Annotated in this window: 13 protein-coding genes; 12 read left to right on the top strand and 1 reads right to left on the bottom strand. The window is 59.5% G+C overall.

Annotated features, from left to right (window positions below; genetic code table 11):
* Nucleotides 1-12 precede the first annotated feature (12 nt).
* Complete coding sequence (locus tag HB680_RS08490) at nucleotides 13-2,139, bottom strand: TonB-dependent receptor (RefSeq protein ID WP_213938061.1); 2,127 nt, start codon at nucleotides 2,137-2,139, stop codon at nucleotides 13-15.
* Nucleotides 2,140-2,455: 316 nt separating this feature from the next.
* On the opposite strand from HB680_RS08490, the gene HB680_RS08485 reads away from it, so the two are divergent.
* The 12 genes from HB680_RS08485 (at nucleotide 2,456) to HB680_RS08430 (ending at nucleotide 14,416) form a co-directional block, all read left to right on the top strand.
* Nucleotides 2,456-3,796, top strand: a complete 1,341-nt coding sequence (locus HB680_RS08485; RefSeq protein WP_213938060.1) for an amidase — start codon at nucleotides 2,456-2,458, stop codon at nucleotides 3,794-3,796.
* A 233-nt stretch (nucleotides 3,797-4,029) separates the two neighbouring features.
* Nucleotides 4,030-4,878, top strand: coding sequence for a transporter substrate-binding domain-containing protein (locus HB680_RS08480; protein ID WP_213938059.1), 849 nt, complete (start codon nucleotides 4,030-4,032; stop codon nucleotides 4,876-4,878).
* Between the two features lie 11 nt (nucleotides 4,879-4,889).
* Nucleotides 4,890-5,546 carry an amino acid ABC transporter permease gene (locus HB680_RS08475; protein ID WP_213938058.1) on the top strand — a complete coding sequence of 219 codons (657 nt, stop codon included), beginning with the start codon at nucleotides 4,890-4,892 and terminating at the stop codon, nucleotides 5,544-5,546.
* Nucleotides 5,546-6,193, top strand: a complete 648-nt coding sequence (locus tag HB680_RS08470) for an amino acid ABC transporter permease (protein WP_213938057.1) — start codon at nucleotides 5,546-5,548, stop codon at nucleotides 6,191-6,193. The genes HB680_RS08475 and HB680_RS08470 overlap by 1 nt, the downstream gene beginning before the upstream one ends.
* Before the next feature lie 4 nt (nucleotides 6,194-6,197).
* Complete coding sequence (locus HB680_RS08465; protein ID WP_213938056.1) at nucleotides 6,198-7,004, top strand: amino acid ABC transporter ATP-binding protein; 807 nt, start codon at nucleotides 6,198-6,200, stop codon at nucleotides 7,002-7,004.
* Nucleotides 7,001-8,233 carry a M20 family metallo-hydrolase gene (locus HB680_RS08460; RefSeq protein ID WP_213938055.1) on the top strand — a complete coding sequence of 411 codons (1,233 nt, stop codon included), beginning with the start codon at nucleotides 7,001-7,003 and terminating at the stop codon, nucleotides 8,231-8,233. Before HB680_RS08465 ends, HB680_RS08460 begins: the two co-directional genes overlap by 4 nt.
* 14 nt (nucleotides 8,234-8,247) lie before the next feature.
* Nucleotides 8,248-8,958, top strand: a complete 711-nt coding sequence (locus tag HB680_RS08455; RefSeq protein ID WP_213938054.1) for an urea carboxylase-associated family protein — start codon at nucleotides 8,248-8,250, stop codon at nucleotides 8,956-8,958.
* 85 nt (nucleotides 8,959-9,043) lie between these two features.
* Nucleotides 9,044-9,646, top strand: coding sequence for a cupin domain-containing protein (locus HB680_RS08450; RefSeq protein ID WP_213938053.1), 603 nt, complete (start codon nucleotides 9,044-9,046; stop codon nucleotides 9,644-9,646).
* 195 nt (nucleotides 9,647-9,841) lie between these two features.
* Complete coding sequence (locus HB680_RS08445) at nucleotides 9,842-11,260, top strand: aminotransferase (RefSeq protein ID WP_213938052.1); 1,419 nt, start codon at nucleotides 9,842-9,844, stop codon at nucleotides 11,258-11,260.
* A 53-nt stretch (nucleotides 11,261-11,313) separates the two neighbouring features.
* Entirely contained in the window at nucleotides 11,314-12,162 is an 849-nt protein-coding gene (locus HB680_RS08440) for a LuxR C-terminal-related transcriptional regulator (RefSeq protein ID WP_256735480.1), read from the top strand.
* A gap of 134 nt (nucleotides 12,163-12,296) precedes the next feature.
* On the top strand, nucleotides 12,297-13,394 hold the full coding sequence (locus HB680_RS08435) for a polyamine ABC transporter substrate-binding protein (RefSeq protein WP_213938050.1): 1,098 nt from the start codon (nucleotides 12,297-12,299) through the stop codon (nucleotides 13,392-13,394).
* Nucleotides 13,395-13,624: 230 nt separating this feature from the next.
* Entirely contained in the window at nucleotides 13,625-14,416 is a 792-nt protein-coding gene (locus tag HB680_RS08430; protein WP_213938049.1) for an enoyl-CoA hydratase-related protein, read from the top strand.
* Nucleotides 14,417-14,429: the final 13 nt, after the last annotated feature.

Raw genomic sequence — 14,429 nt, 5'->3', positions numbered from 1 at the left:
CGCGCGCAGATATCAGAGCAGGCTCCACGACACCCCGAGATACACGCCCAAACCTTCGCCCGGCGTAGAGCGTGCCGCGTCCTGGCCTTTGTCGTCGTAGCCTGGCGTCACGGTCGCGGCGTAGTACTTGTTGGTCAGGTTGCGCAGGTCCATCCAGGTCTGCCAGTCGCCCTTGGGCGCGTTGTAACCCAGGGTCGCGCCGAACAGGGCGTAAGGGTCGGCGTCGTAACTGTTGGCGTAATCCACCGCCACCTTGGACACTAACTGCGTGTTGAGCGCAGCGAAGAAACCTTGGGGCCAGTCGTAGCGCAGTTCGCCTTGGTAGTAGTGCATCGGCAGGCCCGGCAAGCGGTTGTCGCCGAAGCGGTCATCGTCACGGTAGTGGAAGTCGCTGAAGGTATAGCTTTGGCGCAGGCTCAACTGGCCGCCATCGTCCCGCGACCATAGATTGCTCTGCAGGCTGGCTTCCACACCTTGATGCACGGTGGGGCTGGCGTTGAGTTCGTAAGGCGTGGTGGCGTTGGCATCCGGCAGCACCGAGAGCAATTCGTGGCGCACCTGGGCGTAGTACCAGGCCAGGCTCCATTGCCCCATCGCACTGTCGCCACGGCCGCCGAGTTCCAGGGTGGTGGCGGTCTGGTTTTGCAGCGTGACCGGATCGCGTTGGGCACCTGTGGCGGCACCGCTGCCGGCCGGGAATCGAATGTTGGAGCTGTAGATCAGCGACCAAGGGTGTGGCGCTTCGACCGAGCGACTGAGGTTGCCGAACAGTTGCAGGTCCGGCGTCAGCTGGTAGCGCAAGCCGAGGCGCGGGGCATAGTCCCAGTCGTTCTGGCTGGTTTTGCCACCATCTTGCGGGTAGGTCACGGCGCTTTCGCGGCGGGTGTAGATAGCGGCGAGGCCGGTGGTCAGCCACAGGTCGTCGGCGATTTCCAGGTCATTGCCCACATGCAGGACAGTGTCCGAACCCTGATAAGTGAAGTTGCGAATGTGCGTGCCCGGCGCGTAGCCGGCGGTGTTGCCGGTGGGAATGCGCACCAGCTCACTGGCACCGTCATTCGGCAGGTGTTTGGTCACGCGCAACCCCACAGTGCTGCGGCTTTCCAGGCCCCAGAGGGTGTCGCGACGTTTATAGTCGAACGTGCCGCTGACATCCGTGTAGGCGACCTTCAGCCGGTTCGGCCCTTCGCGCAAGTCCATCGGATAGTCGTGGTAGACGAGGCCGGTCTGGATGCTCGAATCGTCATCGATGTAGTAAGTCGTCTTGTTGCCGAAGAACGTGCTGCCGGGCTGCTCACGGCGGTCGTCCCGTGACACATAAGCGGGGTTGGCGGCGCGTGGGTCGTGCTCGATGGAGTGCTTGGTCACCCGCCCGGCGAGATCATTGTCAGTCTGGCGATAGCGCAAGTAGAAGCGCGTTTCCAGGTTTGGGTTGAAGCGATAACCGAAGTTGGCGATCACGCCCTGGCTCTCGCTGGCGGTGTGATCCTGGTAGCCATCGGCGTTCGCGTCGGTCATGGACACGTAATAGTCGAAGTCGCCCAGCACTTGCCCGGAGCTGACCTGGCGCTGCTGATAACCGTGGCTGCCCATGGCGTAGCGCACCTGCAACTTCGGTGCGTCGTAGCCGGTGTGGCTGACGTAATCGATGGCCCCGCCCAAGGCCAGGGCGCCGCGGTCGAAACCGTTGGCGCCGCGCAGTACTTCAACATGGTCGAGCCACAGCGGTTCAAGCAATTCATAGGGCGTGCCGCCGGGGCCGGTCAGGGGCAGACCGTCGAGCATGGCGTACAACCCCGAAGCATGGGCGCCCGGTGCACGGTTGATGCCCGAGCCCCGAATCGAAATCTTCACCCCTTCATTCCCCGCCGACTGGGCATAAACGCCTGGCTGATAAGCCAACACGTCCTGGTTGCTGGCCACGCGGCCTTGCAATGGACGCCGCAGGTCAACCACATTGGTGCCGCCGGGGACTTGGGCGAGCCGGATTTTGGCATCCTCAACCGACGCGTCTTCACCGCTGCGATCCTCCGCCCCGATCAGCACCTGTCCAAGCTCCAGACCTTCGGCTTCGGCCATCGCCGGACAAACAAGGGCCAGGCCCAGTAGCGCGGCGGGCAGGGATTTGGGCGAGGGCATGGGGAAACTCCAGACGTGCAGGAACGGGCAGTGAAGAACTGCGACGTAGGGAAGAACGAAGGAAACACATGGCGATTTTGTTTTTTGGCCAAATAAACAGGCGTTCAGCCGCCGGAGGTGTTCCCGTTGGTGGTTGTCCGGCGCCCACGCCAACGGTTGCACAGATTTTGCAACAGTACGGAGAGGGGGGCGGTAATTCCGTTAATTCCTGGCGGCAGACCCTGGGCAAGCCGAGCGGCCTCCCTCATCATTTTCGACGGATAACTGCGTAATTTCGCCCCATGCTCTCTTGCTCCCTCACTGAGTGATTCCCTCTATGCACACGGTGTTACCTGATACTCCTGGCTATTTTTTTGGTGTCTCGGTTGTCGACTTGGGCAAACGTCTGCGCAAAAACGAGTTGACCTCGGTGCAGCTGACTCAGGCGGCATTGGACAGCATTGGCCGGCTCAATCCACTGCTTAATGCCTTTGTTCACGTCAACCGAGAAGGTGCGTTGGCTCAGGCTCGCCAGGCCGACCAAGCGCTTGCGTCAGGTGCCGACGCCGGTCCGCTGCACGGTATTCCGGTGGCGATCAAGGACAATATCGACACGTTCGACATGCCGACCACTTACGGCTCGGCCCATTTCGCCAAGCACCGTCCGCCGATAGATGCTCGATGCGTTGCGCGTTTACGCGAGGCCGGTGCCGTTATTCTGGGCAAGACCCTGACTCATGAATTCGCTTATGGCCCCACCGGGGATCGCTCGTTGCAGGGCGCCGCTCACAACCCGTGGAATCTTCAATGCATGACCGGCGGCTCCAGCGCTGGCAGCGCGGCAGCCGTGGCGGCGGGGCTTGTGCCGTTAGCGGTTGGCACTGATACCGGCGGCTCAATCCGGATTCCGTCAGCCCTGTGCGGCACGGTCGGGTTCAAGCCCAGTTTCGATGCGGTGTCGGTTGAGGGCGTGTTCGCGCTTTCAAGCAGTCTCGATCATGTGGGGCCCATCGCCAACCATGTCGAGGATGCGGCGTTGCTGTTTCAGGTACTGAGCGGTCAGGCGCCAATGCCTTCTGGTCAAGTGAGATCGGCTTTGCGCCTGGGCTGGATCGACGGCCATGCCTTTTGTGGTGTAGATCCACGCATTGAGTCACAGGTAAGGCGTATCGCCGGTGAGCGCTTTGCCCAAGAGCTCAAGCCCGTCAACGGATTTGAACAGCTCGTTCCAGACTTGCGCGCAACGCTGATCGCGCTGCAGCGTGCAGAGGCTTATGCCGTACATGCTGAGCGAATGAAAGAGCATCCTGGACTGTTTGAGCAAGAGGTAAGAGAGCGCCTCGAACTGTCGGCGCAGGTACGCGGCTGGGAGTACGTTCGTGCGTTACAAACGCAGCTAACGCTTAAGCGGCGTATGGCTGAGCTGTTCGAGCATTACGATTTGTTGGTCATGCCGACCCTGCCAGTCACCGCGCCGCTATTGGACCAACGAGAAATCGAGATTGCCGGTCAGTCTATAACCGTACGCGATGCGTTACTGAGTCTGACAAGCGCTTGGAACGTCACCGGCCTGCCGGCGATCAGCATTCCAGCCGGTAGAGTGGCCGGGCTTCCTGTAGGTCTGCAAGTGATAGCGCCGGCGCAACAGGATGCCTGGTTGCTGGGCGTAGTGGCCTGAGGTGATGGGGGTGGCCCACCTGATCCGGGTGGGCGCCCCGGATGCTGTCTTTTTTGCACCGACCTGAAGCGCTTCGTGCCAGATTTGCGCAAATCTGGCACAGATTTATTCCTTTGAATCTCATTCAAGCCACTTGAATCATCATGTTTTGGCGTTGGCATGTTTCATGCCTTTGTATTTGTATTCAAGTTACTTGAATATAAATCTCGTCGATTCAAGTGGAGGCAACACCGATGAAACGTCACGCACTCAAAGCACTGTCCCTGTCGCTGGTCACCTTGTTCGTAGCCTCCATGGCCCACGCGGACGATTTGTTGCAGCGGGTTAAAGAGAAGAAGGAGATTATCGTTGCCACCGAGGCGCGTTTTGCGCCTTTTGAATCAGTAGAAAATGGCAAGATCGTCGGTTACGGCGTTGACCTCATGCACTATGTCCTCGACGCCGATCTGCCTGGCGTGACGGTGCGCCAGTTGGACCTGCCGTTCCAGGGCATCCTCCCGGGCCTGGACACTCGCAAGTTCGATTTCGTGGTGACCTCAGTGACGGCGAACAAGGCGCGCTACGACCAGTTTGCCTTTACCTTGCCGATTGCCGAGTCCACCGTCGCGCTGCTCAAGCGTGCCGACGCCAACGACATCAAGTCACTGTCAGACCTCAATGGCAAGGTCGTCGGCTCACAGGCCGGTTCCGGTCAGTTGGCGGTGCTGCAAGCCTTCGATGCCAAGCTCAAGGCCCAAGGGCAGGCGGGAATCAAACGCATCAAGGAGTACGTTGGTTTCGATGAGGCTTACGCCGACCTGGCCGCTGGTCGACTCGATGGTGTGGCGCAGTCGTTGTCCAATCTTGGGCCTCTGATGAAGTCCCGCCCGGGTGTGTTCGCGACACTGCCGGATATGGTCGGCCCGACCACTTATTTCGGTTGGGTCGGTCGTAAAGACGCTGACAGTACCAGCCTGGTGAAACTGTTCAGCGACGGCATCGCGCGCGCCAACGCTGACGGAACCCTGAAGAAACTGCAGGAAAAATGGTTCGGTTTCACCATGGCCCTGCCGACCGATGCCATGCCCGTTCCGACCATCTGAGTGGCGTGTCGATGAACGACTTCAGTACACGCTTCGCGCTTTACTGGCCCGCTTTGCTTGATGGTGCGCTGACCACGTTGTGGTTGTGTGCCGTCGGCATGGCCCTGGGTTTTGTCATCGGGGTGCTGATTCACCTGATCAGCAACAGCCACAGCCGCACGGCGGTGGCGTTTGCCAGCGTCTATGTCAGCTTCTTCCGTGGCACGCCGATGCTCGCGCAACTACTGCTGTTGTTCTATCTGCCGTCGGCGTTGAACGTGGACGTGCCGCCGTTGATGGCTGCTGTGCTGGCGCTGGCATTGAACACGGCGGCTTACCAGTCACAGATTCTGCGCAGTGGCTTTGCGGCGATTCCCAAAGGGCAGCTTGAGGCCGCTTCGGTGTTTTCCATTGGTAAATGGAAAACCCTGATGCACATCCAGTTACCGCAGGTGTTGCGCCTGACATCGCCTGCGCTGATCAGCGAGCTGATTGATGTGATCAAGGTGTCCGCGGTGGTGTCGGTCATCTCAATCACCGACCTGATGCGGGTCAGTCAACAACTGGTGTCTCAGACCTACCGTCCGCTGGAAGTTTATGGGGTCGCCGCCTTGTTTTATCTGGCGCTGACCAGCCTGCTCAGCGTGCTGGGCCGGATGCTCGAACGCCGTTGGCAGGAGCGTGCCTGATGCAAGAACTCATGACGTATCTGCCGGATTTCGGTGAGGCATTGTTGGTGACGCTGGGGCTCAGTCTTACCGCTGCGTTGTTTGGACTGGTGTTGGGATTCTGGCTGAACGCCTTGCGTCTGGCAGTGCCGCTTTTTTCCGGATTTTATCGGCTGTACATCTGGCTGATTCGTGGCACGCCGTTCCTGGCCCAATTGGCGGTTGTCTATTTCGGCTTGCCGGTTTTAGGCCTGCGGCTGGAAGCGGTCGAGGCCAGCATTCTTTCACTGGGGCTGTACAGCGCGGCCTATTTTGCCGAGCTGTTTCGCTCTGCCTGGGCCAGCGTGCCCAAGGGGCAAATTGAAGCTGCGCGGGTCCATGGCGTGTCCGCGCGTCAAGCGTTCTGGCACATCCAGGCGCCCCAGGCATTCGCCTTCGCGCTGCCATTGTTGGGCAATCAGGTGATGCTGACCATCAAGGAAAGCGCGGTCACTTCAATCATAACGGTGCCCGAGTTGACCATGACTGCCGGGCGGATCGTTTCCACCACTTTTTCCTACGTCGTGCCTTACGCCCTGTTGGTGCTGAGCTATTGGTTGCTGACCTCTTTGGTTGCAATCCTGGCCGAGTACCTGGGACGACGTGCGACGCGTTATCTGCGAGGTTGATGCCATGAGCACGTTACCCCTCCTTCAACTGCACGGCGTCGGCAAATCCTACGGTGCCAACTGTGTGCTTAAAGGTTTTGAGCTGTCGGTGCAGGCGGGCGAGATTGTCTCGCTGATCGGCCCCTCAGGCTCCGGCAAAACCACCGCGTTGCGTTGTATGAACTTCCTCGAAACCTATGACGAGGGTGAGATCTGGATTGACGGCCAGTTGCTCGGCTACAGCGGTCCGGGCCGCAGCGCCAGGGATCGTGACAGCGAAGCCACGATTGACGAGGTCCGCAAGCCGCTGGCGATGGTGTTTCAGCAATTCAACCTGTGGCCGCACATGACCGTGCGCGAGAACGTCATGGCTCCGCTGGTGTTGGGCAAGCGCATGAGCAAGGCCGAGACTCGGACGTTGGCCGATGCCGCACTGGCGCGTGTCGGTCTGACCGCCAAGGCTGATGCTTATCCGGCGCGCTTGTCCGGCGGTCAACAACAACGGGTTGGCATTGCCCGCGCCCTGGCGGTCAAGCCGCGTCTGATGTTGCTGGATGAGCCGACATCGGCGCTCGATCCCGAGTTGGTTGAGGAGGTGCTGCAGGTGATTCGCAGCCTGGCCGATGACGGCATGACCATGGTGATGGTCACCCATGAAATGAGTTTTGCAGCGCAAATTTCCAATCAGGTGGTGTTCATGGAGGCGGGACAGATCGTCGAGACCGGCCCGCCCTTGTCGCTGTTCCAGACACCCAAGACCGAACGCCTGCAACGCTTTCTCACGCCGTGGTTCAACCGCAGCCTCATGCCTCGCACGCAGGTCACGCCATGATTGAACAACGTGTTCTCGACGCAGTATCTGCCGAACGTCTGCATGACTTGCTCGACAACCTGGCGCGCTTCGGGCCGGGAGAGCGTGGCGGGATGAATCGTCAGGCGCTGTCTGAAGAAGATTTTCAGGCGCGTGCCTGGCTGATCGATAAGGCGCGACAGCTTGGATGCCAGGTCTGGACCGACGGTTGCGCCAATCTTTTCATTCGTCGCGAGGGCAGGGAGGACCTGCCCCCTGTGATGACTGGCAGCCATATCGATACTCAGCCTACCGGTGGGCGTCTGGATGGCTGCTATGGCGTGATGGCTGGAATGGAGTGTCTTTACTCGCTGGAAGAGGCGGGTATTCGCACTCTTCGCCCGATTGAAGTGGTGGTCTGGACCAATGAGGAGGGCAGTCGTTTCAGCCCCGGCGCCATGGGGTCCAGCGCTTATGTTGAACCGGCGCGGCTGGAGGCTTACCGAAGCCATCGTGACGCCGCCGGGATTTCGCTGGGCGAAGCGCTGGACCTTCATTCGCGACGTTTCGCTGATCTGCCATTGCGCGCCAGGATTGACGCTCATGCGTTTGTGGAACTTCACATCGAGCAAGGCCCGGTGCTTGAGCAAGCGGGCATTCCATTAGGCGTGGTCGTCGGTATCCAAGGTGTGCGCTGGTATCAGGTGGTTTGCAGCGGTGCGTCGGCCCACGCGGGGACCACACCGATGTCCATGCGCCGTGACGCGATGCTGCTCGCCATCGAAACCGTCCAACGCATCGATGCCTTGGCGAACCTGATTGCCGGTGACGAAAAACGCCTGACTTTCGGGCGTTGGAACGTGTCGCCCAACGTCATCAATACCATTGCCAACGAAGCCACGTTCAGTATCGATTTTCGCCATGCCGACCCTGCGGTGCTGGCGGCTTTTGATGACGGGATTGCGGCCTGCCTGCCGGCGGATGCCCAGTTGCAACGCTTGTTTAGCCACGCGTCGACCGAGTTCTGTCCGGCAGTGGTTGCGGTACTGGAACAGGCCTGTGACGCCACTGGCCTGCAACGGTTGTCGATCCGTTCCGGCGCCTTCCACGACGCGATGTACCTCGCCGGTCATTGCCCGACCGGCATGCTGTTTGTCCCCAGCCGTGACGGTATCAGTCACAACCCATTGGAATTCACTGAACCCGCGCAGTTGGAAGCAGGTACCCGGGCGCTTGCCTGGGCCCTGGTTTCACTCGCAGAACAACCGTAAACGAAGGAGTTACCATGACCAACATCACCCACGCCCATGACTATCCGGCCTGCTGCCATCCTGACAATGGCTCTTCCCTGGGCGTCAACGCCACCCTCAACGAGCCGATTTCTGTAGACGGTACCCCGGTGCTCGGCGAGCTCTACACCGTGCCGGCCCGCAGCGGTCGTGCGGTTCGTGTGAAGGCCGGTCAAATCATCAGGATCGTCAACACGCACGGTACTCAAGTCTGCGATACCTGGCTGTTCAATGCGCAGGACATGAGTGAGTTTCTCTCCATGGAACACGCCCGTGCCCACTGCAACAGCATTATTCCGAACGTCGGCGATGAGCTTTACAGCAACCGTCGCCGTAGCATTGGCACACTGCTGACCGATACCTCGCCGGGCATCCACGACACGCTGATGGCCGCCTGCGATCTGTATCGCTACACCAATCTTGGCGTTGAGGGCTACCACGACAGTTGCGCCGATAACATGCGCATGGCATTGCAAGCCATCGGCCTGCGTTCACGCGAAGTACCGCAGCCGTATAATTTGTGGATGAACATCCCAGTCAAGCCGGATTACAGTGTCGAATGGCTGCCGCCAGTGTCCGAGGCCGGTGACTACGTCGAGATCCGTGCCGATATCGATGTGGTGGTGGTAATGTCCGCCTGCCCACAGGACATCGTGCCGATCAACAACCTGAATCCGGTTGAGGTCCATTTCTCGGTTCACGGCTGATCGTTGTCGCGTCAGTGGACGACAGGCATCCGCGCGACCTAGGATACCTGTCGTCACGCTTGCTTATATTTTCCATGAGGGACGCATGTCCAAACCCAGCAATACACCCGCCAAGGCGTTGCATACCAACGGCCTGCCGAGCCTCGGTGTCCGTCTGCGTCACGCGCGCAAGGTCGTGGGCCTGACGTTGAAACAGGTCGCCGAGGCCGCCAGTTGTTCCGAAAGCCTGATATCCAAACTGGAGAACGACGCGGCTTCACCGTCGCTGGCCATGTTGCACCGTTTGGCCCAGGCACTGGGCAGCAACGTGTCCGAACTGACGTCCGAAGACTGGGGCTCGGAAGAGCCTGTACTGCGTGCCGGATCACGCCAGGTCAACCGCTTCGCCAAGGGTGGCAAATCTGGCTACATCGATCTTGAGCGCGTAACCCATCCGCAGAAAGGCAGCTTGCTGCAGGGTGATATCCATATTGTTGCGCCGGGCATGGTCAGCGAGATGATCGAGCATGTCGGTGAAGAGATGGGCTATGTGATCGACGGTAGCCTCGAACTGACCTTGGGTGAGATGACCTACACACTGAACGCGGGCGACTCATTTCACTTTCCCAGCAATGTGCCCCATGGTTATCGCAATACCACCCGCGAGATCGTGCGGATTTTGTGGATCAACACACCGGCCACGTTCTGATCCCCAGTCTGCGGTTCAACGGCCTGGAGGACACGGGAAAAGGGCCAAGCCGTTCGAGTTTTTCTGAGGCTTCGGCCTCTTTTTTGTGCCCGGCAAATAACCCAAGACGATCCGGCACCCACCCATTTGGAGTATGGCGCCGCTATGCAATCGGCTGAATGATCGGCATGACAACAATTCGAGAAGGAAGCGTTCATGCCGATTTCAAAACCAGCCGTTTTGACCCCTGCCGAGCAGGCGGAACTGACCCGCGCGGACAAGGCGCATTACATGCACGGCTATCACGTGTTCGATGACCACGCGGAGCAGGGTGCCCTGAACATTGTGGCCGGCGAAGGCGCGTACATCTACGACGCCGATGGCAATCGATTCCTCGATGCGGTCGGCGGCATGTGGTGCACCAACATTGGCCTGGGCCGTGCAGAAATGGCCGACGCCATCGCCGATCAGGTTCGTCAACTGGCCTATTCAAATCCGTTCTCCGATATGGCCAATACCGTTGCCATTCGCCTGTGCGAGAAACTGGCCAGCCTGGCGCCGGGTGATCTGGACCACGTATTTCTGACTACCGGTGGTTCGACGGCGGTGGACACCAGTTACCGGTTGATTCAGTACTATCAGAACTGCCGGGGCAAGCCTGAGAAAAAGCATGTGATCGCGCGGCATGGCGCCTATCACGGCTCCACGTGCCTGACGATGTCGATCGGCAACAAAGCCGCGGATCGGGTCCCCGAATTCGATTATGCCCACGATAAAATCCATCACGTTTCCAGCCCCAATCCCTATCGGGCGCCGGAGGGCATGGACGAAGCGCAACTGCTGGAGTTCCTGGTGGGCGAGTTTGAGGACAAGATCCTGAGTATCGGCGCGGACAAGGTCGCCGCGTTCTACGCCGAGCCGATCATGGGCTCCGGCGGTGTGATCATTCCACCGGAGGGGTATTTGCTGCGGATGTGGGAGGTCTGCCAGAAGTACGACATTCTGTTTGTCGCGGATGAAGTGGTGACCTCGTTTGGTCGCTTGGGCAAGTTCTTTTCCTCCCTCGATGTGTTCGGTGTGCAACCCGACATCATCACCACCGCCAAAGGCCTGACGTCGGCATACCTGCCACTGGGCGCCTGCATCTTTTCCCAACGCATCTGGGATGTGATCAGCGAGCCGGGCCAGGGACGCTGTTTCACTCACGGTTTTACTTACAGCGGCCATCCGGTGTGCTGCACGGCCGCGCTGAAGAACATCGAAATCATCGAGCGGGAAAACCTGCTGGCCCATGTCGATGAGGTGGGTGAGTACTTTGAGCGGCGGCTGAAGACCCTGGAAGGCTTGCCGCTAGTGGGGGACGTGCGCTGCAAGAAATTGATGGCCTGTGTGGAGTTCGTCGAAGACAAACGCACGAAAAAACTGTTCCCGGAGGCCTTGAACATTGGCGAGAAAATCCATCTGCGCGCCCAGTACAAAGGCTTACTGGTGCGGCCGATCGTGCACCTCAACGTGATGTCGCCACCGTTGACGATCAGCCACGCGCAAGTCGACGAGATCGTCGAGACGCTGCGCGAATGCATCCTCGAAGTCGCCGTGGAGCTTCAATGCAGCGGTGATTACGCCGGGCAATGAAGCGCCGTTTCGCACCTTTGCGCGGGGAGGGGGCAATCGCTAGACTGGCCGGCATGAACTCATCGGCTCCCCCTCATTCGATCACCCTGGCCCTGCATGCCCTGCACCAATGGCATGTGGAACTTGAGCGCGCGTTCCAGCATGGCGCCGAGCCCGACGCGCTGCGCCATCTAGTGGTGGCGTTGACCGCGCTGGCGCCGGTCGAGTCAGTGATGATCAGCCTGGAACGCAAGGACTGTCCGCCCAGGTTGCTCTATCAGCACGGCATTCCCGAGCAGCACCTCGACGCGATCCTCAATCGCTACTTTTCGGTGGGCTATCTGCTCGATCCGTTTTGCCTGGCGGTGGACGGCGGTCTGGCCCAAGGCTTTTATTCGCTGGCCGAGATTGCCCCAGACGACTTTTTCGACAGCGAGTATTACAAGACCTATTACCTGAATCTGGGCTGCACCGAAGACAGCTATTACATCGTCAACCTGGACGACCACAGCAAGATTTCCGTCAGCCTGTTCCAGGGCATGGGCGCCAGTTGCCTGAGCGTCGACCAGTTGGATGTGCTGCGGGCCGTCGAGCCGATGGTGCGGTTGTTCATCCGCCAGTGCGGCTACATTGACCAGCAACGGGATTCAATCATGGCATCCGCCTCGCCGGATGCGTCAACGGTGGTCAACCAGCGTATTCAAGTCGCGATGCAACAGTTCGGCTGCGACGTGTTGACCGAGCGCGAGCGAGAGAGTGCGCACATGGTCCTGCGCGGGCACTCGATCAAATCCACCGCGCGGGAAATGGGTATCTCCCCCGAAACCGTGCGCATGCACCGGAAAAACCTGTACTTGAAGCTGGGCATCAACTCGCAGTCGGAGTTGTTTGCGCAGTTTATCGAGTGGTTACAGAAAGCCTGACGTTGCTTCAGCAACCCCATCTTGTCGGCACCTCAGTGCACCTACCCATTTGGAGTATGGTGCCGACCCCTCAATGGCTAAATAGTAAAGGCGCACGCTTCCTTCAGAAGAAAAACACCAAAAGGTGAATAGAAATGCGAACTGCGCTAGCCATCCTTTCCAGTCTGTTGCTTTTCCCTGTGTGCTCGGCGATTCATGCGGCGGAGGCGGATGACACGCTGCGCATTTACAACTGGTCGGATTACATCGGCGAACACACCCTGGCGGATTTCCAGAAGGCCACCGGCATCAAAGTCATCTACGACACCTTTGATGGCTACGAGACGGTCCAGGCCAAACTGCTGACCGGCCACTCCGGTTATGACCTGGTCATGCTGAACGCTTCGCTGGTTCCGCCCTTGATCAAGGCGAACGTATTCCAGCCGCTGGACAAAAAACAGTTGCCGGGCTGGAGCAACCTGAACCCGGAGATTGTGCAAAAGTTGCAGGCTTACGATCCGGGCCTGATCTATTCAGCGCCTTACACGTGGGGCAGTAACGGGGTGACGTACAACGTCGATATGATCAAGGCGCGAATGCCCGATGCGCCGCTCGGATCATTGGCCATGCTCTTCGACCCAAAAGTGGTTTCGCGCTTCGCCGATTGCGGCGTCACTTTGCTCGACGCTCCCACCGAAGTCCTTCCGCTGGTTCTGCAATACCTTGGCCGCGACCCGCAAAGTGCTTCTGCCGACGACCTTAAAGCCGCGCAGGACGTGCTGTTGGCGGTCCGCCCGTACATCAAGAAGTTTGACTCGGTGAGTTACCTCAACAGTTTGCCCAACGGCGACACCTGTCTGGCCATGACCTGGTCGGGGGATGCCGCCACTGCCCAGGCGCGGGCGAAAGAAGCGGGGCTCAAGACCAACTTGGCGTATTTCGTGCCCAAGGAAGGTTCGCTGATCTGGTTCGACGACCTGTACATCCCGAAAGATTCCACGCATGCCGCCAACGCGCACAAGTTCATCGAGTTCCTGTTGCAGCCGCAGAACATGGCCGACGTCACTAACCTGATTCACTACGCCAACAGCAACTCGGCGGCGACCGCGTTAGTCGATGCCGATGTGCTGGCCACGGCGGCGATCTACCCGGATGACGCGACACGCCAGCGCCTGTTCACGCAAAAGACCCACGACGCCCAAGGTATGCGGGCCATGACCCGGGTGTGGAACAACGTGAAAACCGGCAAGTAAGACAGGCTCGCTCTAACGATGGATCAGGCAGGGAGTTGTTCGAAGATGTAACAACTTCCACCGTCGCCATCCTCTGTTTCTTGAAAAACCAGAAATTAATCAATGAATTAAGTCCTGTAGCGTGTGTTACAGGGCCTTTTGGCACGGGATTGCCGCCTTACTGAACACTTGTTTAGTATCGGCAGCAATTCAACTCCCGCAACTCAAAAACAATAAGACGAGGGCCTTTCATGACTTCTCATTCGACACTGCTGAGCCGGGTAGAAAACGGCATCGCCTGGGTCACGCTCAATCGCCCCGAACAACGCAACGCATTGGATATTCCGACCCTCAAGGCATTGATCGGCCTGCTCGACGAGCACGATGCCAACCCCGACGTCCGGGTGCTGGTGTTGACCGGTTCTGGCAAAGGCTTCTGCGCCGGCGCCGACGTGGCCGAATGGGCCGATGCCGAAAGCCGCGGCATCCTGGAAAGCTATGGCTGGACCGAGACGGCCCACACCTTGATGAACCGCCTCCACGGTTTCAGCAAACCGACCATCGCCGCCATCAACGGCATCGCTGTCGGCGCCGGGATGGATTTGACCCTGACCTGCGATTTTCGCCTGGCCGCCCAATCGGCGCGGTTCAAGGCCGGCTACACCAGTCTGGCCTACTCGCCGGATGCGGGCGCGAGTTGGCATTTGCCGCGCTTGATCGGCGCCGAACAGGCCAAGCGTCTGCTGTTCCTCGACGAAATCTGGAGTGCCGATCGTGCGCTGGCCACCGGGTTGGTGAGCGAAATCTGTGCCGATGATCAGTTGCTCGGCAGCGCTGCCGAACTGGGCGCGCGACTGGCCAGCGGCCCGACGTTCGCCTTCAAACAGACCAAAGTGCTGATACGCGACGGCGCCCAGCGCAGCCTCGCCGAACAGCTTGAAGCCGAACAGGCCGCTGGTTTGCTCTGCGGTCGCAGCCACGACGGCGCCGAAGCCCTCAAGGCTGCCGTGGAAAAACGCACGCCTCACTTTATCGGCCGCTAATCCAACAGCAGAG

Origin of the sequence: Pseudomonas sp. dw_612 (assembly GCF_018449725.1) — a bacterium.
Lineage (GTDB): Bacteria > Pseudomonadota > Gammaproteobacteria > Pseudomonadales > Pseudomonadaceae > Aquipseudomonas.
Note: the sequence above shows the minus strand (reverse complement) of the source record. Positions and strands in the feature narration are given on the sequence as shown.

Coding starts and splice junctions, on each gene's coding strand:
- HB680_RS08490 (WP_213938061.1), bottom strand. CDS start 2,139: ATGCCCTCGCCCAAATCCCTGCCCGCCGCGCTACTGGGCCTGGCCCTT.
- HB680_RS08485 (WP_213938060.1), top strand. CDS start 2,456: ATGCACACGGTGTTACCTGATACTCCTGGCTATTTTTTTGGTGTCTCG.
- HB680_RS08480 (WP_213938059.1), top strand. CDS start 4,030: ATGAAACGTCACGCACTCAAAGCACTGTCCCTGTCGCTGGTCACCTTG.
- HB680_RS08475 (WP_213938058.1), top strand. CDS start 4,890: ATGAACGACTTCAGTACACGCTTCGCGCTTTACTGGCCCGCTTTGCTT.
- HB680_RS08470 (WP_213938057.1), top strand. CDS start 5,546: ATGCAAGAACTCATGACGTATCTGCCGGATTTCGGTGAGGCATTGTTG.
- HB680_RS08465 (WP_213938056.1), top strand. CDS start 6,198: ATGAGCACGTTACCCCTCCTTCAACTGCACGGCGTCGGCAAATCCTAC.
- HB680_RS08460 (WP_213938055.1), top strand. CDS start 7,001: ATGATTGAACAACGTGTTCTCGACGCAGTATCTGCCGAACGTCTGCAT.
- HB680_RS08455 (WP_213938054.1), top strand. CDS start 8,248: ATGACCAACATCACCCACGCCCATGACTATCCGGCCTGCTGCCATCCT.
- HB680_RS08450 (WP_213938053.1), top strand. CDS start 9,044: ATGTCCAAACCCAGCAATACACCCGCCAAGGCGTTGCATACCAACGGC.
- HB680_RS08445 (WP_213938052.1), top strand. CDS start 9,842: ATGCCGATTTCAAAACCAGCCGTTTTGACCCCTGCCGAGCAGGCGGAA.
- HB680_RS08440 (WP_256735480.1), top strand. CDS start 11,314: ATGAACTCATCGGCTCCCCCTCATTCGATCACCCTGGCCCTGCATGCC.
- HB680_RS08435 (WP_213938050.1), top strand. CDS start 12,297: ATGCGAACTGCGCTAGCCATCCTTTCCAGTCTGTTGCTTTTCCCTGTG.
- HB680_RS08430 (WP_213938049.1), top strand. CDS start 13,625: ATGACTTCTCATTCGACACTGCTGAGCCGGGTAGAAAACGGCATCGCC.